This window comes from Vreelandella xerophytica (assembly GCF_968048975.1).
Genome location: NZ_OZ309106.1, coordinates 1,054,746 through 1,076,698, shown reverse-complemented (window position 1 = coordinate 1,076,698; position 21,953 = coordinate 1,054,746). Strand labels below are relative to the sequence as shown.

16 protein-coding genes are annotated in these 21,953 nt (G+C 60.6%); 6 read left to right on the top strand and 10 right to left on the bottom strand.

The features are described 5' to 3' along the window. Positions 1-5: 5 nt before the first annotated feature. Together ACWF8S_RS05105 and pdxB are read right to left on the bottom strand one after the other, a co-directional pair. Positions 6-653: a hypothetical protein gene (locus ACWF8S_RS05105; RefSeq protein ID WP_447555768.1), complete on the bottom strand. Its 648-nt coding sequence runs from the start codon at positions 651-653 to the stop codon at positions 6-8. Between the two features lie 105 nt (positions 654-758). Further along, positions 759-1,904, bottom strand: a complete 1,146-nt coding sequence (gene pdxB, locus ACWF8S_RS05100) for a 4-phosphoerythronate dehydrogenase PdxB (protein WP_447555767.1) — start codon at positions 1,902-1,904, stop codon at positions 759-761. A 111-nt stretch (positions 1,905-2,015) separates the two neighbouring features. Here pdxB and ACWF8S_RS05095 point away from each other — a divergent pair, with 111 nt between their 5' ends. After that, complete coding sequence (locus ACWF8S_RS05095; RefSeq protein ID WP_447555766.1) at positions 2,016-2,297, top strand: hypothetical protein; 282 nt, start codon at positions 2,016-2,018, stop codon at positions 2,295-2,297. A gap of 24 nt (positions 2,298-2,321) precedes the next feature. Here the strand turns inward: ACWF8S_RS05095 and rlmKL are convergent, their stop codons facing one another. Further along, entirely contained in the window at positions 2,322-4,535 is a 2,214-nt protein-coding gene (gene rlmKL, locus ACWF8S_RS05090; protein ID WP_447555765.1) for a bifunctional 23S rRNA (guanine(2069)-N(7))-methyltransferase RlmK/23S rRNA (guanine(2445)-N(2))-methyltransferase RlmL, read from the bottom strand. A gap of 357 nt (positions 4,536-4,892) precedes the next feature. Between rlmKL and rmf the strand changes: the two genes are divergently transcribed. Then, a complete protein-coding gene (gene rmf, locus ACWF8S_RS05085) occupies positions 4,893-5,102 on the top strand; it encodes a ribosome modulation factor (protein WP_227388219.1) in 210 nt (69 codons plus the stop codon). Between the two features lie 78 nt (positions 5,103-5,180). Here rmf and ACWF8S_RS05080 read toward each other — a convergent pair whose 3' ends face one another. The 5 genes from ACWF8S_RS05080 to ACWF8S_RS05060 form a co-directional block, all read right to left on the bottom strand. Next, on the bottom strand, positions 5,181-6,194 hold the full coding sequence (locus ACWF8S_RS05080) for a quinone-dependent dihydroorotate dehydrogenase (RefSeq protein ID WP_447555763.1): 1,014 nt from the start codon (positions 6,192-6,194) through the stop codon (positions 5,181-5,183). A gap of 161 nt (positions 6,195-6,355) precedes the next feature. Continuing rightward, the gene (locus ACWF8S_RS05075; protein ID WP_447555762.1) at positions 6,356-11,176 is read right to left on the bottom strand and encodes an NAD-glutamate dehydrogenase; all 4,821 of its coding nucleotides are present in this window, start codon (positions 11,174-11,176) and stop codon (positions 6,356-6,358) included. Positions 11,177-11,333: 157 nt separating this feature from the next. Continuing rightward, complete coding sequence (gene trmA, locus ACWF8S_RS05070) at positions 11,334-12,437, bottom strand: tRNA (uridine(54)-C5)-methyltransferase TrmA (RefSeq protein ID WP_447555761.1); 1,104 nt, start codon at positions 12,435-12,437, stop codon at positions 11,334-11,336. 38 nt (positions 12,438-12,475) lie between these two features. Then, the gene (murI, locus tag ACWF8S_RS05065) at positions 12,476-13,261 is read right to left on the bottom strand and encodes a glutamate racemase (protein WP_447555760.1); all 786 of its coding nucleotides are present in this window, start codon (positions 13,259-13,261) and stop codon (positions 12,476-12,478) included. Between the two features lie 100 nt (positions 13,262-13,361). Further along, a complete protein-coding gene (locus tag ACWF8S_RS05060) occupies positions 13,362-13,907 on the bottom strand; it encodes a hemerythrin domain-containing protein (RefSeq protein WP_447555759.1) in 546 nt (181 codons plus the stop codon). A 243-nt stretch (positions 13,908-14,150) separates the two neighbouring features. Between ACWF8S_RS05060 and ACWF8S_RS05055 the strand changes: the two genes are divergently transcribed. Beyond that, positions 14,151-15,485 (top strand): replication-associated recombination protein A, encoded by a 1,335-nt coding sequence (locus ACWF8S_RS05055; RefSeq protein WP_447555757.1) that lies wholly within the window; start codon positions 14,151-14,153, stop codon positions 15,483-15,485. 57 nt (positions 15,486-15,542) lie between these two features. On the opposite strand, the gene lolA is transcribed toward ACWF8S_RS05055, so the two are convergent. Continuing rightward, complete coding sequence (lolA, locus tag ACWF8S_RS05050) at positions 15,543-16,196, bottom strand: outer membrane lipoprotein chaperone LolA (protein ID WP_447555755.1); 654 nt, start codon at positions 16,194-16,196, stop codon at positions 15,543-15,545. Between the two features lie 164 nt (positions 16,197-16,360). Then, positions 16,361-19,738: a DNA translocase FtsK 4TM domain-containing protein gene (locus ACWF8S_RS05045; RefSeq protein WP_447555754.1), complete on the bottom strand. Its 3,378-nt coding sequence runs from the start codon at positions 19,736-19,738 to the stop codon at positions 16,361-16,363. 238 nt (positions 19,739-19,976) lie between these two features. On the opposite strand from ACWF8S_RS05045, the gene aat reads away from it, so the two are divergent. The 3 genes from aat (at position 19,977) to infA (ending at position 21,842) form a co-directional block, all read left to right on the top strand. Beyond that, complete coding sequence (gene aat, locus ACWF8S_RS05040; RefSeq protein ID WP_447555753.1) at positions 19,977-20,723, top strand: leucyl/phenylalanyl-tRNA--protein transferase; 747 nt, start codon at positions 19,977-19,979, stop codon at positions 20,721-20,723. Positions 20,724-20,751: 28 nt separating this feature from the next. Then, positions 20,752-21,486 carry an arginyltransferase gene (locus tag ACWF8S_RS05035; RefSeq protein ID WP_447555752.1) on the top strand — a complete coding sequence of 245 codons (735 nt, stop codon included), beginning with the start codon at positions 20,752-20,754 and terminating at the stop codon, positions 21,484-21,486. Between the two features lie 137 nt (positions 21,487-21,623). Beyond that, positions 21,624-21,842, top strand: a complete 219-nt coding sequence (gene infA, locus ACWF8S_RS05030) for a translation initiation factor IF-1 (protein WP_007111068.1) — start codon at positions 21,624-21,626, stop codon at positions 21,840-21,842. Positions 21,843-21,953: the final 111 nt, after the last annotated feature.

The following is a 21,953-nucleotide window of genomic DNA, read 5'->3' as shown; positions in this document are numbered from 1 at the left end:
ATGCGCTAGCGCTCGTCATCGGTAAACCGCGCCAGCACCCGATTGTTCAGCTCGATGAAGCTGTTGAGCACGCTGCCACTCGGGTCCAGCTTGAGCGCCAGCCGCCCTTCCGTAAAATCGATCTGCACCTTTTGCGCCCCGGCGGCGAAGCAGCCGCGTATCTCTTTTACCTGCTCGTTGACCAGATCGTCCAGGAAGGCTTCACGACTATAGTCGGCAATCGTCTTGGCAGGATAAAACAGGCTCAGCGCCGACGCCGAGATGATGGCTTGCTTCATGGGCAGCGGCGTATGGTGTCTGGCCATCGCCAGGGTGTCCGCCGCGGACAGGACGTAGCGGAAAGGACCGGCAATCAGGCGGGGCAAGCGGCGCACGTGACCATCACTGAACGGAATTTCCAGACCGTCCGGGGCAAAATTCTCGCCCCCTTCCACTGAATAGGTTGCAAAGCTATGTGATTTTCGCTGCTCGCCGTCGGTAATGATGGGGGAGCCGGTTGCCTCGAGCTCCTTCATCGTCAACTGGACGGCTTCGTCATAAAAGGCGTCCAGGGCATGTGCATCGATTTCCCCGGCATCGAATCGACGCTGTGCCTGCATCAGCGTCTCGGAGCGAGGAATGCTGCCAACGGCTTCTGTCGGTAATTGTGTCATTGGTCGTCCCATGGCCTGGTTGTACTCCTCTTCATTATTAGTAAATGTTAAGCACTTTGCCCAGCCAACGGGTGCATCTTCTCAAGACATGTCAGTTCCGGCTCTTCACTCTATCAGTACGCCAAAACCTGCTGCTCGAAGCAGGTTCTCCAGCACCAGCGCGTCTCCGTATAACCGGACGTTCAAGGTGGCGAACTCGCGGCGCATCGGATAGTTCGCCCGACAGTCGTCGAACCCCTTTGCAGGGCCATGACGGCGTATCTGGCGTGTCAGTGCATCATGGTCGCGGCGAGCGTCATACACGGCCCGCATGCACAACCGTAGAGCATCTTCCGGCGCCAACGCCTGCTCGAGATTCAACGATGCCAGCGCAGGCGGCGGGCAGATCTCGTCAAACGAGCGCCTTTCAGTCACCCCGAAGTGATGCGCCAGCGCCTGCTGGATCATCCACGTGCCTCGAAGCTTGCCATCCAGACTGTGACCGGCTATGTGCGGTGTTGCCAGCGCGACCCGATCCTGCAGGCCGGTATCGATGGCAGGCTCGTTTTCCCAGACATCGAGCACGGCGGTGATATCGCCGGCGCCAGCAAGGCGTCTGGCGAGCGCGCTACCGTCCAGGCAGTCTCCTCGGCCGGCGTTGATCAGTACCGTTCCCGGCGCCAAGGCGTCCAGGCGCTCGGCGTTCAGCAGGTGATAGGTTGCGTGATCACCTTCGCGAACCAGGGGCGTGTGCAGGCAGATCACATCGCATTGCTTAATAAGCGTATCCAGCGACACAAAGGATGCAAGCCCCTCGCGCTCGGCCCGGGGCGAGTCGCAGACCAGTGGTGACAGTCCCATGGCGTCCAGGCGGGTGACGAGCCGTCCGCCCACGTTGCCTGCCCCCACCACTCCCACGGTGCGCTCGAAAAGCGACCAGCCTTCCTTTTCCGCCAGATTCAGCAGGCTGCTCAGAACGTAATCCACGACCGCCTCGGCGTTACAGCCCGGCGCGTTTGCAAAGCTGATGCCGCGCCGATTCAGGTAGGCACTGTCGATATGGTCCACCCCAATGGTGCAGCTGCCTACGAAACGAACGTTGCTGTCGCCAAGAAGCGCTTCGTCCACCCGGGTGATCGAGCGCACGATCAGCGCATCGGCATCGACCAGGTCCTGGGAAGTGATGTTCCGGCCGGGCCGGCGTGTCAGCCGCCCAAGGTGGCCAAGGCATTCATCAGCGGCTGGAATGTGGGTATCGATGACAAGTTTCATAGGCGTTTGGATATCCGGGCTTTACAATACGCTTAAAACGCTCGTTCAAGCGTGACAAGAGGGTGTCAAGGCCAAGGGTCAAGGCCAGGCAAGGGTTTTAAGGAGAACTGAGTGATCGTACGCTGGGAAACCGACCATGACTATGTACTGGTGCATATTCATCAGGATATGTTCGGCGACTGGATTTTCAGCCGCGCCTGGGGACAGATCGGTACCCAGTTTGGCGGGCTGAAACATCAGTTGGCAGACTCCCGCGAGCAAGCCCAGATGTGGCTTGAAGATGAAGCCACCATCCAGGCCTCGCGGGGTTATGAGAAAGTGCTGGAGGCCGCGGACCACACACCCGAAGCCCAGGACGCCATGCGTCAGCTGTCGCTTCTGGATGTGCTTTAAGCCGAGTGATTCAAGCCGGTTGATTCAAGACAGGTGGCGCAGCGTGAACACGTGATGCAGATTCGTTCGGCGCTGAAAGTCCGGGTCGAAGGTCTGGTGGGTCACCTCTTTTACCTGGTAGCGCTGACCTATCGCGTCATCGAGCTTGAAGCGTCGCTGGTTGTTGGAAAACACCAGCGTACCGCCGGGGGCCAGACGCGCCATGGCAAGCTCGATCAATCGCGGATGGTCGCGCTGAACATCCAGGGTATCGCGCATCTTCTTGGAATTGGAGAAGGTGGGCGGGTCCATGAAGATCAGATCGAACTGGGTATCCGCCTGTTCCAGCCAGCGAAAGCAGTCCTCGCGCACGACCTTGTGACGGCGCGGCTCCAGCCCGTTCAGGGCAAAGTTGTCCTTGGCCCACTCAAGGTAGGTGTTGGACATGTCCACGCTTACGCTGTCGCGAGCCCCGCCGAGCGCGGCCTGAACCGTGGCTGTGGCGGTATAGCAGAAAAGATTCAGAAAGCGCTTGTCGGAAGCCATGTCGTTCAGCATGCGCCGCACCGGCCGGTGGTCGAGAAACAGCCCGGTGTCCAGATAGTCGCGCAGGTTCACCCATAGCCGAGCGCCGCCTTCGCGCACCTCGAACCGCTCCCCGCTGGCCTCGCGCTTTTGATACTGGGCGCTCCCGGTCTGGCGTTCGCGACGCTTGATATAGATATCGCTTGAGCGAACGTCCAGGGCCTCGGGCAGTACTTCCAGCGCATCGAACAGCCGCTTCTGGGCCTGGGCGGCATTGACTGATTTGGGCGCGGCGTACTCCTGGACATGCACCTTGTCGCCGTAGCGGTCGATGGCCAGAGCGAACTCGGGCATGTCGGCATCATACACGCGGTAGCAGGTTTCGCCGCTTTGCTTGAGCCATTTCTTCAGCCGCTTCTGGTTCTTGGTCAGACGGTTGGCGAACATGCGGGCGTTTTCCGACACCTGGTGCCCGGAGGTCTCTACCCTCGTCGCGCCCTCCTCGGCGTGCTGATCCGTCTCGGCGCTCGAAGTCTTGCGATCTTGCGCATCGCCGATCGCCATGAGCAGAAGCTTGGCATCCAGGGCGCCATTTTTCAGGGCGTACTGCTTGTGGGCGCGAAGCCCCAGGCGGTGGCCCAAATCCGGGTTGCCGGTAAAAAGCGCAAGCTGCCAGCCGGGGAAAAGCGCCTTGGCCTTGTCCCCCAGGGTGGCATAAAGACCGACCAGCTCGGGAAGCTCGCCCAAACGTTCGCCGTAGGGCGGATTGGTGATGAGCAGCCCAGTGTCACCGGTCAACGCCTCGGGCCGGGCCAGTTGATTCAAGCCTTGCCCTTCAAACTCGATCAGCGCAGGGACCCCTGCGCGCATGGCGTTAGCCCTGGCCGCCGCGAGCGCCGCGGGGCTTTGGTCGAACCCGTAAAGCGTCGTCCTGCAGCGCTTGCGCCCGATGGAGGCGCGGGCCAGGGCCTCCCGCTTGAGTTCTTCCCAGACAGGCACCTGGTGACCCGCCCAGCCTTCAAACCCGAAGCGGCCCCGGTGCAGATTCGGCGCCTGGTCGGCGGCGATCAGAGCGGCTTCGATCAGCAAGGTGCCCGAGCCGCACAGCGGGTCGACCAGCGCTTCACCGTTTCTGGCGCGCGCAGGCCAATCCGCGCGCACCAGAAGGGCAGCTGCCAGATTTTCCTTCAGCGGCGCATGGCCCACCTCCTTGCGGTAGCCCCGGCGGTGAAGGCTGTCACCGGAAAGATCTATCCCCAGCGTCAGATTCGCCCGGTGCAGATGAGCGTAAAGGCGCAGATCCGGCGCTTTGGTATCCACATTGGGCCGCTCGACGCCTGCCAGGGCCAGTGAATCCACAATGGCGTCCTTTACCGTCTGCGCACCGAAGCGGGTATGGCGAATTTCGTCGCTACGGCCGTGAAAATCCACCGCCAGGGTCTTGCCGGAGACAACGTGGCTCGGCCAATCGATCTTCATCGCAGCGTCAAACAGATCCTTTGCACTTGCCACCATGGTATCGCGCCCCACGATCAGGATGACGCGATTGGCGAGCCGAGACCAGAGGCACGCGCGGTAAGCGATTGCCAGGTCGGCGTTGAAATAGACGCCGGCCACCGTGGCCTTGCAGGCGCCAGCCCCCAGTGACGAAAGCTCTTCCATCAAAAGGCCTTCGATGCCCTTGGGGCAGGTCGCTAAAAACGCTAACGGGTCGTGTTGGCTTGACTCGGTCATAAGTTTGGCCGCGCATGACAGCGCGAAATTCCTGTATATGGCAAATGTATTTACGTTCGATGACAATTTGAGGGTCGACAACTACCCCCATGATGGTCTAACAATAAGAGAGTAGCTACTGAAAACGCATGCGTCTCATGTCAGGGTTTGTATCCGAATCTGCTCATTTTACCCAGCGGGTTCAAGGTTGAAACCTATGGCTTGTCGGGTTTGTCCAGGCCGTTTTGCACGTGAGTGCCAAGCGCTGGCCTGTGGTCGAACTCGCTCTTGAAGTAAGCTCCGAGGCGGCTGCCGGCCTTACATCATTCATCCGGCGAGCTGTTTCATACCCAAGGCTTTCATAAAAGAGGTCAGCCAATGAAACGACAAAAACGTGATCGCTTCCAGCGGGCATACGTCCACGGCTACAAAGCGGGTGTTACGGGTCGTTCCCGTGACGATTGTCCCAGTCAAGATATCAATTTACGCGAATACTGGATGAGCGGTTGGCGTGAAGGTCGCGGCGACCAGTGGGACGGCATGACGGGCGTCTCCGGTATCCACAAGAACCCGATGGTCATGACCTGACGGGCCCCTTCAAAAGCTGATTGATCCGACTGAGCCCGCTTTTTGACAGCGGGCTTTTTAGTGCCCTCTTCCTTTCTTCTACTTCTCAGCAAGTGCCTTGGCACACCGGCTCACAAGCGCCGGGCCTTCGTAAACAAGCCCCGAGTAAAGCTGAACGAGATCGGCCCCGGCGGCAAGCTTGGCTTTTGCCTTCGCGGGGCTATCGATACCGCCTACACCAATTATGGGAAGCGCGGGGAGCTGCGCGCGAAGCTCACGGATGACTCGATTGGAAGGCTCGAACACTGGCCGGCCCGAAAGCCCACCGGCCTCGTCGGCATGAACGTGACCCGCCACTGCGTCACGGTCAACCGTGGTATTGGTGGCGATCACGCCGTCAAAGCCGTTGTGGTTGATGCTCTGCGCAATCAAGGAGATTTCATCGCTGCTCATATCCGGGGCGATCTTGATCAGAAGCGGCACCTTGCGTCCGGTCTCCAGATCCAGAACGTTGCATCGCTCTCGAATGGGGCCCAGCAGCGCATCGAGCTGTTCGCCGAACTGCAGCGTTCGAAGCCCGGGCGTATTGGGCGAGGACACGTTCACGACGACGTAATCCGCCACACCATGCACCGCATCCAGGCAGACGAGATAGTCATCCAGCGCCCCGTCTACCGAGGTGGTCAGATTCTTGCCGATATTGACGCCGACCAGGCCGGCGTAATGGCGCTTTTTCACGTTCTCTACCAGGTGGGCAACACCTTGGTTGTTGAAGCCGAAACGATTGATGATGGCGCCGTGTTTCGCCAGACGAAAAAGCCGGGGCTTGTCGTTGCCCGGCTGAGGCTTGGGTGTGACCGTTCCCACTTCGACGAAGCCAAACCCGAGTGCGCCCAGCGCGTCCAGGTGGTCGGCGTTTTTATCCAGCCCGGCAGCCAGCCCCACCCGATTGGTAAAGCGTAACCCCATCAGCTCGACTGGGTCGCTCACCGTACCGCCGTAGAGCTTTTCGATACCGCCGACGTGATACAGCTTGTCCAACGCGCCAAGCGCCAAGCCATGGGTGGTTTCAGGGTCAAGGCGAAACAGCAGCGAACGGGCAAGCTGGTACATCGGTGGCTCCAGACATAGGCAGGCAGTGATTTCGGCCGCCGAGTATAGCGTAAAGCGTCCGCGGTCGCAGAAAAGCCGTGCATGAAACAACTGACGGTTTTGTACAAGCAAAAAAAATCGCGCCCCGGTAACGGGGCGCGATTGTCCGGATGAAAGCCTTTCTAGCCTTCGCTACCGCTTTCGGCCAGATCCACCAGCTCGCGGACAGCGACGGCAAAGAGCGCAAAGCCGCCTTCACTACCGCCGCGCACCTCATCAATCAGACGGCGCCAACGGCGATGCAGATCTTCGTGCTGCTCCAGCCACTGATCGACCAGTTCCTGGGTATCACGGCTGCCGGCATCCAGCTTCAACACGCCGATGGTGAGCGCCAGCTGCTGACGTTCGATATCGTCGCGGAAGGTTTCCCGGGCCTGGGCCTGCCACGCATCGCGTACCTCCAGCTGGGTGACCTGATGAATCATCCAGGGAAGTTCCAGACGGCTACCGACCTCATGGAACACCTCGGCTACGCGCTGGGGCTTCTCATTGGTGGTGCGTGCCGCCTGAATGATACCCAGTCCCGCATAGAGATTGGGGGCTCCCGCCACCGTAGAGGCCAGCGCCTCGGGCACGCCCTCCTGGGTGAGCTTGTCGCGGCGATCCTGCCACTCTTTTTGCTCTTCGCCGCTTAAAAGCTCGCCGATACTCTCCTGCAACTGAGCCAGACGCGGGGCGAAGTACTCGATGGTGTCCTGGGTCGAAAGCCCCAGATGCAGACGCACGAACCAGCGCGTGGCGCGGCGAATCATGCGCATCAGGTCGAGCATCATGGCGTACTGCACGCGGTTGGGTACCTGATTGTCCAGCGCCTCGATCTGGGCCCACAGCTCCTTGAGGTTGAACGCGTCCCGGGCGATGACGTAGGCGCGGGTAATGTCCGCGCGCCCGGCACCGGTGGAGTCGATCAACCGGCGCACGAACACGATCCCCATACGGTCGACCAGGTCATTGGCTACCTGAGTGGCGACGATCTCGCGCTTCAAGCGGTGCTCGTACATCTCCGTCGGGTAGCGTTCGACCAGTACCGAGGGAAACAGATGCTCGAGATGGCGATGAATGTAGGTATCATCGGGCACATCGGACTTGATCAGATCGCCTTTCAGCGTGCTTTTCGCGTAGGAGATCAGCACCGAGAGCTCGGGCAGGCGCATGCCCTCGTTGTTGCTGGCCCGCTCCTTTAGGTTCTCGTCCGAGGGCAGAAATTCAAGCTCACGATCGATCTGCCCGGCGCTTTCCAGTTCGCTGATGAAACGCCGATAGGGCCCCGCCCCCTGGCGCGAGAGAATTTCGGAAAGATCGATGGCCTGGGTCTGGCGGTAGTTATCCAGAATGACCAGGTCCGCCACTTCGTCGGTCATCTCGGCCAGAAGTTCGTTGCGCTGTTTTTCAGTCATGTCACCGCGCTTGACCACTTCGTCGATCAATATCTTGATATTGACCTCGTGATCCGAACAGTTCACGCCACCGGCGTTGTCGATGAAATCGGTATAGACCCGCACGCCTTTCGCCGCGGCTTCCATACGTCCGCGCTGGGTCAGGCCGAGGTTTCCGCCCTCACCCACCACGCGACACTCAAGCTCGGCGCCGTTGATGCGCAAGCCGTCATTGGCCTTGTCACCCACGTCGGCGTCGCTTTCGTCGGAGCCCTTCACGTAGGTGCCGATACCGCCGTTCCAGATCAGATCCACCTTGGCCTTGAGCATGGCATTGATCAGATCATTGGGTGAAAGCTTCTCGGCCTCGATGCCAAAGACCTGGGCCATTTCCTCGGTGATGGTGATCGACTTCGCGCTACGGCTGAAGACGCCGCCACCTTTGGAGATCAGCTCCGGACTGTAGTCCTCCCAGCTCGAACGGCCCATGTCGAACATGCGCTTGCGCTCGGCAAACGACGCCTCGGCGTCCGGGTTGGGGTCGATAAAGACATGCAGGTGGTTGAACGCCCCCACCAGTTGAATTTTGTCGGACAGCAGCATGCCGTTGCCGAACACATCGCCGGCCATGTCGCCGATGCCCACCACGGTGAAAAGATCGCGCTGGGTATCCAGGTCCAGGTTCTTGAAGTGACGCTTGACCGATTCCCAGGCGCCGCGAGCGGTAATGGCCATCTTCTTGTGATCGTAGCCGTTGGCCCCACCGGAGGCGAAGGCATCGCCCAGCCAGTGGCCATACTCGAGCGATATCTCGTTGGCGATATCGGAAAACGATGCCGTACCCTTGTCCGCCGCGACCACCAGGTACGTGTCGTCATCGTCGTGGCGCACCACGTTCTCGGGCGGTATCACTTCGCTGCCTTTCAGATTATCGGTGACATCCAGGAGCGCCCGGATAAAGGTCTGATAGCAGGCGATCCCCTCTTTTTGCTGGGTTTCGCGATCGGCGTTTTCCGGCATGCGCTTGCATACGAAGCCGCCTTTCGCCCCGACCGGCACGATGACCGAGTTCTTAACCTGCTGCGCTTTCACCAGCCCCAGAATTTCGGTGCGGTAATCCTCGTGGCGGTCGGACCAGCGAAGCCCGCCGCGCGCCACCTTGCCACCGCGCAGGTGCACACCTTCCACCCGCGGCGAGCACATGAAGATTTCAAAGACCGGGCGCGGTTTGGGAATCCCGGTCACCTTCGTCGGCTCGAGCTTGTAGGCGATGTAATCCTTGAAGCTGCCGTCGGCGCTGGTCTGGTAATAGTTGGTGCGCAGGGTTGCCTTGATCAGCTCCATCATGCGACGCAGAAGCTGGTCATCGCTCAGGCTTGCCACGCCCTCCAGGTGCTCGAGAAGGCGCGATTCGCACTCCTGGGTATCGTGGGCGCCGGCGTCGGGGTCGAAGCGCTTCTTGAAGAGCTCGACGAGCGCTTGCGTGATCACGGGGTAATTGACCAGCGTGGCGGCGATGTAATCCTGGGACATGCCGAAGCGGATCTGCTTGAGATAGCGGGCATAGCCGCGCAGCATGGCCACTTCACGCCAGTCAAGACCCGCCCCCAGCACCAGCCGGTTGAAGGTATCGTTGTCCGCTTCGCCGGCCCAGATGCGCTTGAATGCCTCGCTGAAGATATCGCGCATCTGGCTCATGTCGACGCCGGTACGGCTATGTTCAAGCTCGAAATCGTGAATCCAGTAGCACTCGTCGGGGCTCTCGATATCGTAAGGGCGCTCGCCCAGCACGCGAAGGCCCAGGTTCTCCATCATCGGCAGCACGTCCGACAGGGGTATCTGGGCGTTGCGGTGGTAAAGCTTGAGATTCATGCCACCGACCTGCTCTTCAAGCGGCCGGTAAAGCGAGAGCGACAACCCCTTCTCGCCTTGAAGCGCCAACAGGTGCTGGATATCGAACACGGCAGTACGCGCATTGAAATCTTCGCGATAGCTTGCCGAGAAGGCGTCCTGGAACTGCTCCAGCAAATGATTGGCGCGCTCTTCACCGAAGCCTTCGGTCATGGCTTCCTGAAGTTCGTCGCGCCAGCTGCGGGCCAGACGCGCGACCTTTTTCTCCAGCCGCTTGAGATCGTACTGGCTGGGCTGATCACCCTTGAAGCGCAGGATCAGCTGAATACGCGCCAGCACCGACTCCGACAGATAGGTGTTGAAGTCCCCAAAGCGCGCGTCCAGCTCGTCGCAGAGCATGCTCTGAATACGCTGACGAAGATCCGTGGAGAACACATCCCGCGGTACGAAGACCAGACAGGAGTAGAACTTGCCGCTGACATCGGTGCGAATGAAAAGGCGTACCTGACGACGCTCGCGGATATTGAGGATCCCCAGCGCCGTTTCAGCCAGAGCGTCGGTGCTGATCTGGAACAGATCGTCCCGGGGAAAGACCTCCAGCACCTGCAGCAGCTGCTTGCCGTTATGCCCCTGGGGATTGAAGCCCGCAATATCCATGACGGCCTTGAGCTTGCGGCGCAAAAGCGGAATGTTGCGGGGGGATTCGTTGTACACCGTGGAGGTAAACAGGCCGAAAAAGCGCCGCTCGCCGATCACGTTGCCATCGTCATCGTAGCGGTCGACAGTGATGTAGTCCGGGTAGGTGGGCCGATGAACGCGGCTGTGGTGCGCACTCTTGGCGAACGAGAGAAGCTGGGGCACCAGCACGAAGCCGCTTTCATCCACGCCTTCCTCGGTGCGAATGCGCTCACGATAGCGCGGCTGGTTCAGACGAAAAACGCCCAGTACGCTATCGGGGTCGCGGGTAAGCTCGCCGTCTTCCAGACGGTACTCGTCGTAACCCAGGAAGGTGAAGTTGTCCTTCAGCAGCCACTCCAGAAAAGCGATCGCTTCTTCGTGGTCGTCCGGGTCGACCTGGGGCGGACAGTTCTTCTCGAGCTCCTGAATGGATGAGGTGATCTGGCTGCACATGGGCTCGAAATCGTAAACCGCCGTGCGCACATCGCGCAGCACGTTCGTGAGTTTCTCCTCCATGTTTTCAAGCGCTTCGCGGTCGGTGCGGCGATCCACCTCGATCACGATCAACGACTCCCGCGCCTCCGGAGCACTTTCCTGACGAGGTGAGGTCAGCGTTTCCAGCTGATCGCGCTGATCGCGGGCCACCGCGAACACCGCATTCTGGATCGCGTGAACCGTCAAGCCTCGACGGTTGAGTTCGATGCGCACCGAGTCGACGAGAAACGGCATATCCTCGTGCAGTACCGCCACGAAGGTGTGGTTGGACTGCCAGCCGTGCTCTTCAAAATCCGGATTGAAGATACGTACTTTCGGGCTATCAGGGTCGTGGTGCTGCAAGAACTGCCAGATCGAGAGCGTGGCGCCGTAAAGATCGTCCAGCCGGCGGTCCACCAGATCCTCTACCGGCACAGTGGCGTAAAAGTGCCGGGCGAAGGCGCCAACGCGCGCCGCCCGGTCCGGTTCCAGTCGCGCCTCCAAGCGCTCTTGCAACTGTTTCAAAAGGTCTTGTCGACTCTCTTCACTCGCAACGTAGTGCATCCATCACCTCGATTGCCTCAGGCCTGTCAAGGCCAAAAAACGAATAGTTATAGGCCCTTGGGCCACTGTACCGGCTAGCTTACGCGAACAGGCCGCACCTCTCTAATCACCTGTCAGCTTACTTATAGAGTATGCCGTCTTGGCATTACCGCACTGATCAGCGGCGTTTCAAAACCACTCCACACTCACAGTGGGGAGTAAAAGGAAACTGGTCAAATAACGCAAAGCGCTCGATCGTGTGGGTCTGCGTCAGTTTTGCCAGATTATCGGCAAGCGTTGCCGGGTTGCATGAAATATAGACGATCTGGTCGTATTCGCTGATCTGCTGACAGCTTTCCTCGTCAAGCCCGGCGCGAGGCGGGTCGACCAGCACGGTCGAGAAGTCATACTCGTCGAGCGCCATCTCGGTGACCCGGCGCCCCTCTTTCTCGCCTTTCAGCGCCAGCGAAAATTCTTCTGCCGACATTCGAGCGACAAAGGCGTTGTCGATGCCGTTGGCCTCGATATTAACGTTAGCACTGGCCACCGAAGTACGAGAAATTTCGGTGGCCAGCACCCGACGAAAATTACCGGCCAGCGCCATGGTGAAGTTGCCGTTACCACAGTAAAGCTCGACCAGATCCCGGGAGCCTTCCCCGACCGTAGCCTCGGCCGCCCAGCCCAGCATGGTCTGGCAGATATGCGCGTTGGGCTGGGTGAAACTGTTTTCCACCTGCTGGTAGTCAAGGCCCTGGCCATTCACCGTCAAGCGCTCCCACACGTGATCGCGGGTCAGCACCAGACGCTGCTTGCGCGAACGGCCGATGATCATGATGCCAAGTGAAGCCTCGAGTGCGCGGGCCTGCTCTTCCCAGGCCGCGTCCAGCGGGCGGTGATAGATCAGCGTGACCAGCGCCTCCCCGGTCAGCGTAGTGAGAAACTCCACCTGAAAAAGGCGCCTTCTGAGCGTGTCGCTTTGTAAGAACGCCTCTCTGAGTCTGGGCATCAGCTCATTGATGCGCTCGCTTGCTACCGGATACTGATCCAGACGCACGACCTTCTTGTCCTTGGGATCATCCGGGTTCACCTCGAACATGGCGTAGAAAAGATCGTCCCCTTCGTGCCAGATACGAAACTCACAGCGTTGACGATAGTGGCTCGGCGGCGAGGGATAGACCTCCAGGTCGGGCAAGGCGAACGGCGCGAACAGGTCTTCGACGAATGCGCGTTTATCGGCAAGCTGCTCGTCGTAGCGTTGGGGGTCGACAGCGGGAATAGCCAAGGCGGCTCCTTATTGATTAACCGGTCAAGCCTTTGAATTCAAGGCAGCTGTAAACGTTGGGGGTGGCGAAAGCCAAACTCGGCAAGACCGCCGACAAGATGCTCGGCGTCAGCCGTGGTGAAGCAGCGCCCGTCCGGCGCCCCGGTGCAGACAGGGACCACATCGGCCACCCGGCGGGCGATGGCGTCGCCGGAATCGACCCAGGTGAGAGGCCGCGGCGCACACGCCTGGAGCACTGGCTTGAGCAGGGGAAAGTGTGTGCAGCCCAACACCACGGTATCCAGCATGGGAGTGGCCCGAGTGGCCTGCCAGAGCGGCGTCAGGGCCTGGTGAATGCGCCCCTGGTCAAGGGGTTTGCCGGCAAGCCAGGCTTCGGCCTCGATGACCAGCGCATCCGCAGCCACCCTGGTCACCACGCAGTCGCTGGCAAAGCGCTCGACAAGATCCTGGGTATAGGGGCGATTCACCGTGGCGCTGGTCGCCAGAAGGCCGATATGGCGGGTCTGGCTTAAAAGCGCGGCAGGCTTGATGGCGGGCACGGTGCCGATGACTGGAATATCCAGCGCCTCGCGCAGCCCAGACAGGGCCAGGGTACTGGCCGTATTGCAGGCTACCACCAGGACACCCGCCCCGCAGGCGTTCACGCATGCCTGACACACCTCGAGGATGCGCTGGGCCAGGGTGTGATCGTCGCGCAACCCATAGGGCAGCCAGGCGTTGTCGCAGGCATAGCACATGGCGATATCCGGGTGGCGCCTGTAAAGCGAGCGGGCCACCGAGAGTCCGCCCACACCGGAATCAAAGATAAGAACAGGGCCACTCATTGTGTCCTGTCCGGCCTGATGGGTGAATTGATCACAGCGCCCTCGGGTGTTGAAAAGAGCGCTAGTTTAACACGCCCCAGGGGCCGAAATGCGAGCGCAACTAGAGGGCGGGGACGTCGGCGCCACGTAGTTCGGCGTAAAGCTCGGGATAGGCCAGCTGCAGGCGTTCAAGCTCCTGCTGGGCCTTTTCCGGCAGTGCCTGGCGAAGCGCTTCCATGTCCTCGGGCGTGAAGTGCTGGTCAATCAGCGGGAACAGGCCTTCCCGCTCGTGACGCAGATACGTTCGGTGGGCGTCCAGGTAGGCGCTCAAGTCATCGGCGAAGCGATCCATGGGCAGCACATTGTCCATCAGGATCATGTCGATATCATCGGAAAGCTGTGCAAGGCTTGGTTTCAGCTGGCGATAATCGTTTGCCATCTTCTCCATGAAGGGCAAGTCTTCCGGCGCTTTATCCTGCAACCGTTCCACGCAGATCCTTTCAAGAGGCGTGGCAAAGTCGTCCATGTAGGAGAGAATGTAATCCACCACTTCGCGCATCAGCTTGAAATCCGGCCGCTCGCCCAGGGCCAGTGTTTTCTGCTTGAGCTGCAGTACATGAAGCATGCGCGCCATATTGGCGTGATCCAGACGCAATTGGTTTAACATGGGCCTATCTCCTTAGATGAGTGTCGAGCCTTTCGCTTCAACCCCCTTGTCAAAGCATTAGACACGCGCTGGTGAGGCGGTTTCTACTACACTAGCGTTACATTCAACCATGCGCCCAGCCGGGCGACTTCGCAAGTATGCCTCATTAAAGACGCTATCATGCCCTAAGGTAGCCGCCTGCAGGACGCTTTGCCATAGTCAGGCCTGCCAAGCTTATCTACCCGACCGACAACGGAAGTGATCATGGACCTTTTTGACAGCGCCCTGGATACGCCGGCCGATGGCGCACCCCTCGCCTTTCGCATGCGCCCGCGCAGCCTTGACGACTACGTGGGCCAGCAGGCCCTGGTCGGCGCCGGCAAGCCCCTTCGCCAGATGACCGAGTCGCACACGGTACGCTCGATGATTCTGTGGGGCCCGCCCGGGGTCGGCAAGACGACGCTGGCCGAGCTTCTGGCCCGGGCCTCCGGTGCCAAGCTCGAACAGCTAAGCGCGGTCATGGCCGGCGTCAAGGAAATTCGAAGCGCAGTGGAACGGGCGCGCCAGACCACCGCCCCCACCCTGCTGTTTCTGGACGAGATTCACCGGCTCAATAAAAGCCAGCAGGATGCGCTGTTACCCCATGTGGAATCGGGGCTTTTGACGCTGATTGGTGCGACCACTGAAAACCCCTCCTTCGAGGTGAACTCGGCGCTTTTATCGCGCACCCGGGTCTACGTGCTCAAGCCCTTGACGCAAGAAGAGCTGATGGACGTGATGCGCCAGGCTCTGAATGATGTCGAGCGCGGCCTTGGTGCGCGCCCCATCGATGTCGAAAACGGCGTGCTGGAGGCGCTTGCCTACGCCGCCGCAGGTGACGCCCGCCGCGCGCTCGGCCTTCTGGAAACCGCCTGCGATTTCACGCAGGAAGTGAGCGGCCGCGAGATACTGGGCAAGGAGGCCCTCTCCGATGTGATCGGCCATCAGTCCAGCGCCTTCGACAAGCAGGGCGACGCCTATTTCGACCTGCTCTCGGCGATTCATAAATCCATCCGCTCATCGCGCCCGGATGCCGCCCTTCTCTACATGGCGCGCTTCATGCAAGGCGGTGGCGACCCGCTGGACGTGGTGCGCCGGCTTTGCGCCATTGCCTCGGAAGATGTGGGCAACGCCGACCCCCGGGCCCTGCCGCTGGTGATTGCCGCCTGGGACGCCTACCTGCGCCTGGGCGACTACGAGGGCCAAAGAGCCATCGCCCATGCGGCCATTCATCTGGCGGTGGCCCCCAAGAGCAATCGGATCGACCGGGCCTGGAACGCGGCCAAGCAGTTCGTGGCAAGCCAGCCCCAGGTGGAAGTACCCACTTACCTGCGCAATGCCCCGACCAAGTTGATGGAGCAACTAGGCCACGGGGAAGGCTACCGCTACGCCCATAACGAACCCGATGGCTACCCGGCGGGTAGTGCCCACGACTGCTGGCCCGACGAGCTTCCCAGAAAACGCTTTTTCGAACCCAGCCCTCAGGGTCAGGAAAAACGCTTTGCAGAAATCATGGCCTGGCGCGAGGCCCGGGACACAGAAACCGATCAGGCGCCCTGAGGCGCCTGATCGGTTCTTGCTTGTAATGAAAGCGCGGTTCGTCAAACGCGCTTTGGGTCAGTAGCTTTCACGAATGACGTCGGTGCCGTCAGGAATCTCGAAATCGAAGATGCTTCTATCGATGCGCCCGTTCTGCACTACGTCATCGAAGGTGATCATCGTGCGCTGACCAGTGCTGTCGGTCATCATCAGCTCGCTCAGGGTCTCGCCCTCGAACACCATGCTCAGCTCCTCGAAGAGCGTATCGTTCGACGTAGGGATAAGCGTGAATACATCCCCGCGCCCTTCCTGGGCGTAGAAAACGTCGAAATTCTCGGTCAGGTCATAGGCGCTTCCCGACAGCAGCAAGGCCGGGGTGTGAGACACGCGATTGTCCATCGCCTGAACGGTCACCTGCTCAAGGTCCGGGTCGTAAAGATAGACCTCATCCCCATCGGAGACGACGATCTGCGAGTACGGCGCCTCGACTTCCCAGCGCAACATGCCCGGGCGCGACAGCCACATTTCACCCCGGGCGTCCTGCAGGCGCTCACCGCCGCTGCCGGTAATTTGCTGATCGAACGCAGCCTGGTAATTTTCCAGTGGCTCCAGTCGTTCGGTCAGGCGCTCGGCGGCGTCGTTTGCAAGCGCCAGCGGCGAGGCAAGGCTCAGGCCCAGCGCACTGGCGGCCAGGGCCAGCGAAGAAGAACGTCGAGTGTCTGTGTCGCTCATTACCATACTCCTAAGGCAGTGTTGCCAGATAGCGGTCATCGATCATGCCGCGTCAATACTTGGTTAACCGGACAGTCAACGTCCTTGTGTACACTCAGACGCGTATCGCGCCCCGGGGTTTCACCCGGGACGCGACTTTCACGCTTGTTGCACGATTGGCAGGGTCACTGATGATTGACCGGAGGCGGCGCAAGCACTTCCCGGGCCCCGTTGGAGCCCATCGACGACACCACGCCAGCCCCTTCCATCGCCTCCACCAGGCGCGCTGCGCGGTTGTAGCCGATCTTGAAGCGGCGCTGCACGGCGGAAATCGACGCCTTGCGGGTTTCGGTGACAAACTGAACGGCCTCGTCGTACAGCGCGTCCTGCTCGGCATCGTCATTGTCGCCGCCCTCCGCTTCGAGCCCGGTCAGGGCGTCCGCCGAGACCCCGCCGGAGAGAATCTCGTCGATATACTCAGGCTCGCCGCGACGCTTCCAGTCATCCACCACGCGATGGACCTCGTCGTCGTCCACAAAGGCGCCGTGAACGCGGTTGGGTGGCCCCGAGCCCGCCGGCAGATAGAGCATGTCGCCGTGGCCCAGAAGGCTCTCTGCACCGCCCTGGTCCAGAATCGTGCGCGAGTCGATGCGCGAGGAGACCTGAAACGCCATGCGTGACGGAATATTTGCCTTGATCAACCCGGTCACCACGTCCACCGAGGGGCGCTGGGTAGCGAGAATCAGGTGGATACCTGCGGCCCGGGCCTTCTGGGCCAGCCGGGCGATCAGCTCTTCGACCTTCTTGCCGACAATCATGAACATGTCGGCAAATTCGTCGATGACCACCACGATGTAAGGCAGCTTCTCGAGTATTGGCGGCGTCTGGTGCATTTCCCAGGGCTGGGGTTCCCAGAGCGGGTCGGCCACCTGGGCGCCGGCGCGCTCGGCCTCATCGAGGCGAGCGTTGAAACCGGCAATGTTACGCACCCCCATGGCCGCCATCAGCTTGTAACGGCGCTCCATTTCGGCCACACACCAGCGCAGGCTGTTGGCGGCCTCTTTCATGTCGGTCACCACCGGCGCCAGCAGATGCGGGATGCCGTCGTAGACCGAAAGCTCGAGCATTTTCGGGTCGACCATGATCAGCTTGAGCTCGTCGGGCTTGGCCTTCAGGAGCATCGAGATCAGCATGGCGTTGACACCGACCGACTTGCCCGAACCCGTGGTGCCCGCCACCAGAAGGTGGGGCATCTTGCCCAGATTCGCCACCACCGGCCCGCCGCCGATATCCTGGCCAAGCGCCATGGTCAAGGGCGAGCTTTCCTGCTGGTAGCGGTCGGAATCGATGACCTCGCGCAGGCGAATCATCGCCCGGTGCGGGTTGGGGATTTCGATCCCCACCGTGGGCCGCCCGGGGATCACTTCCACCACGCGTACGCTTTTCACCATCAGCGAGCGAGCCAGATCCTTGGCCAGGTTGCTGATCTTGGAAACCTTCACCCCCGGGGCGGGCTTGATCTCGAACCGGGTAATGACCGGGCCCGGCCAGGTATCGACCACCTCGGCCTTCACGCCGTAATCGCGCAGACGCACCACCAGAAGCTCGGCCATGTCACTGAGCTGCTCGTCGGTGTAGTTGGGCTGATGCGGCTCCGGCGGCGTCAATAGCTGAAGGCTGGGCACTTCGCCCTCGGGCTCGTCAAAGGTTTCAAAGGCCGGGCGCTGGTTCTGCAGATGCTCTACCGTCCAAAGGGTCGGTCCGGTATCCGGCTCCGACGCCACACGCTCAGACGCAAAGGTAGGCTCCTGACGCGCCGCCCTGGGCGCTAGAGGCGCAGGGGCAGGCTCGGGTTCGTCGTCATCCTCCCACACCGGCTCCGGCACCACTTCGGGCACCCGGGTGGGCGAAGCGATGGGAGGTTTATCCTCACTTGCCGTTAATGGCGTCTCGGGATCACTCGGCACCTCGTCGCTGCCAAGCGCAGTGAAACCCTGGCGCTCGTCCTGCGCCGGCTCCTCACGCCTGGACGCACGAAGCGAAAGCGGCCGAGGGCCGAAGTCGTCCGCCTCATCGATGCTTGACAGTCCTTGCGGTTCGACACCTGCCGGCGCTGACTCGCTCGCCTGGCTCACGTCGGGCTCGGTTGTGTCCTCAAGGCTTGCCATGGCGGGCGGCGCCTTGGCGACCGGCACATCGGACTCAAGGTCCGGGTCCCCGGCCGGCAGAGCCTCTTCGACCGGTTTTTCGTCCTGGACAGAAACCGCAAAAGCGTCTTCCCGAGGCGTCCCAGGCTGAGCGGTTTCAAACGCCGATGTGGACGGCGCAGGGGCTGGCGCGGGTTCTTTGGAGGTCTCCGACGGCTCTTCCCAAGGTTTGCTTGCGGCCTCCGTTTCCGGCGCGGTCTCAAGCGTGGGCGAGGTCTCTTTCTCAAATACGCTTTCGGGTTCTGAAAAAGCGGGCTCGGTTCTCGTGGGCTTGTCCGGTGTCCCGTGCGTCGGCTTCTCTTCACCACGCTGGGCGTTTAGCGGCGCGACAGGCTCAGGAGCAGGCGTTTCATCTCGCGGTTTGGCGGGTGGCGGCGTGTACGTATTGGCCGTTGCCTCCCAGGGAATGGAGGTATCGGTGGTCTCTTCAACATCGTGACTTTGGTCAAATGCCGCCATCATGCTGGGTTCGCGACGGCTGCGCTCGCCACGCGCCTTGGGCGATGGGTGTTCATCGCGGGCCGTCGGCATGTCATCCTGAGCGCTGCTTGTGCGCGCTTCCTGGGCGTCACGCTCCTTGATGGAACGCTCCTTGAACTTGCGTGAAGCCTCTTTACCGGCGGCCTTGATCGCCGCGCGGTCTTCACGCTTTTGCTTGCCTTCGGCTCGGCGTGTACGCAGGAAGCCGCCCAGACGGCAAAGTCGCTTGCCCAGCTCATCGGCCACGTTGAGCCAGGACATGCCGGTAAATAGCGGAAAGCCGATCAGGATCAGCGCAGCGGCGATAAGCCCGACCCCACCGCTGCCCACCAGCGGCCTGAGCGTCCCCATCAGACCCTCGCCCAGAATACCGCCCGAGGCGTAGGGCAAGATGCTTTCGGGATGATAAAAATGCAGCGCGCCCAGCATGGTGGTGCCGAATATCAAAAGCACCAATCCTCCGGCGTGCACCGCGATGGCCACCGGGTCGAGCTCGAAGCGCACCTGGCGCGAGCGCATCAACCACCAGGCGGCGAAGCCGAACATGCCGGGCCACCACAGGGCGCTGGCTCCCAGAAGCGAATAGAGTACGTCAGCAAGCCAGGCGCCGACCGGGCCCATCCAGTTGCGTACGTCGGTCTCCGGACCCTGATAGGACCAGCCTGGGTCGGCCGGTTGATAGCTGAAAAGCGCCAGCAATAAAAATACACACAGCGCCAGCAGGACCACCACCACGCCCTCGCGCATGGAGCCGTGAAGACGAAGTCCAAAACGCCGGGCCTTGTCCTTGGCAGCTTTAACCCGTGCCGATTGTGGCGATGAGGGTCGACGCGAACTGGCCTGCGTTCGCTTGTCCACCGTCTTGTTTACTTTCAAGCGATTCTCCCTTTACACCTGATGGCGTCGTTAATCCACTTGCGAGTTTGCATCATACCGAGCATCCTTTCGCCGTCACAGCGCTGGCCGTCAAGAGTTCGTCTCTTGAGCCGGCTCGCTGACGGCTTGACTGTTCAATACTCTATTCATTCGACACCCTGTTCATTCGCTGACCTGATCATTCGAGACACTGCTCATTCAATGGCCTGTCCACTCAAAGCTCACCAGGAGTCTTTCAATGCTGCCTTGGCTTTCATCGCCGACCCCCGTCTTTCCGGATACGGCCACAGCGCTTGAAACGCCCAACGGCCTGCTTGCCGCTGGCGGCGAGCTTTCGCCGCCCTGGCTGGTAGAGGCCTACCGACGAGGTATCTTCCCCTGGTACAGCGATGGCGACCCCGTGCTCTGGTGGAGCCCGGATCCGCGCATGGTGATGGCGCCGGCAAATTTCAGGCTGCACCGCAGCCTTGCCAAGCGCCTACGCAATGGTGGCTTTAGCGTGACGCTGAATCAATACTTCGATCAGGTAATTAACGCCTGCGCCGCCCCCCGTCAAGACGAGCCAGGCACTTGGATCAATCCCGACATGCGGCTCGCCTATCTGAACCTGCATGAACTGGGCATCGCTCACAGTATCGAGGTGCACCTTGAGGACCGGTTGGTCGGTGGACTTTATGGCGTGGCCATGGGGCCGGTGTTTTTTGGTGAATCAATGTTCTCGACCGTCCCGGACGCCTCAAAGGTAGCCCTTGCCTACCTTGCCCGGGCCATGGCTGACCGGGGCGGGGAGATGATCGACTGTCAGATGTATACCCCGCATCTGGAGCGCCTGGGAGCAGCGACCATCGCCCGGAAGACATTCATCAGCTATCTTGATCAGTGGTTGCCGGAAAAGGCATTCAGTGTAGCATCCAAAGGCCACCCAGCACCTAACGTGCCCGCCTCGCCCTGGCTTGACGCCATTCCCGAGGCCTATCGCCGGTAGGCGGTTACCACTTGCAAGGAGGTAGACCGTGAGCAGCAATGCCCCTCGCCGTCCGGTACGGGATCTACGCTTTTTTCTGACCGTCCCCCATGGCTGCAGCTACCTGCCGGGCAAAGAGGCGACCACGCTTTTTCTCGACCCGATGGAGTCGCCCAAAGGCGGCGTTTATGAAGCCCTGTCGCTTCTGGGGTTTCGGCGCAGCGGGCGCCACCTGTATCGTCCGCATTGCGAAGGGTGCCAGGCGTGTCAGTCCGTGCGCATTCCGGTTGCCCAGTTCACCCGCAACCGTACCCAGCGAAAGATCTGGCGGCGCAACGGCGATATTACCACGCGGGTCATACCGGCACGTTTTGAATCCACCCACTACGCGCTTTATGCCCATTACATTCGCACGCGTCACAGCGATGGCGACATGTACCCGCCCAGCCAGGAGCAGTACCGTACCTTCTTGACGCAAAGTGAACCCTACGCGTATCTCATGGAGCTGTATCTGCAGGACACACTGGTAGGTGTTGCCGCCTTCGATGAGCTGGAGCACGGGCTATCGGCCATCTATACCTTCTTTGGGGTCAGCGAAGCGCTGGATCGACGCTCGCTGGGAACGTTCGCCATTCTGTGTCTGATCGAGCTATGCCGCGAGAAGGGCCTTTCCCATTTATATCTGGGCTACTGGATCGAAGAGTGTCGTAAAATGCGCTACAAGCAGGCGTTCTCGCCGCTTGAGGTGCTGGATGGGCGTTATTGGCGCGGCCTGATCCGTTAAACTGACGCGCTTTTTTGCCTTGACGCCAGGCTTGCGGCACAATATAGCGCTGCTTACCCAGCCCTTGTAAACTACAGGCGCTGGCTAGAATGCTAGTCGAACGACTAATGACGTTAAATAAGTGAGGATTTGCCTATATGGCACGCGAAGACCATATTGAAATGGAAGGCGTTATTGTTGATACCCTTCCCAACACCATGTTCCGTGTTGAGCTTGAAAACGGCCATGTCGTGACGGCCCACATCTCGGGCAAGATGCGTAAGAACTACATCCGCATCCTGACCGGCGATAAAGTCAAGGTGGAGCTTACGCCTTACGATCTTTCCAAGGGCCGTATCGTTTACCGCTCGCGTTAAGCTGTCCTGACGCCTTCATGCTACAGGCGCCTTGCTTGAGCATGAGCGTTACCCTTCATACAGCGCCTTAAAATGACAACGCCCCGTCGATGACAGGGCGCTGTGATTCAA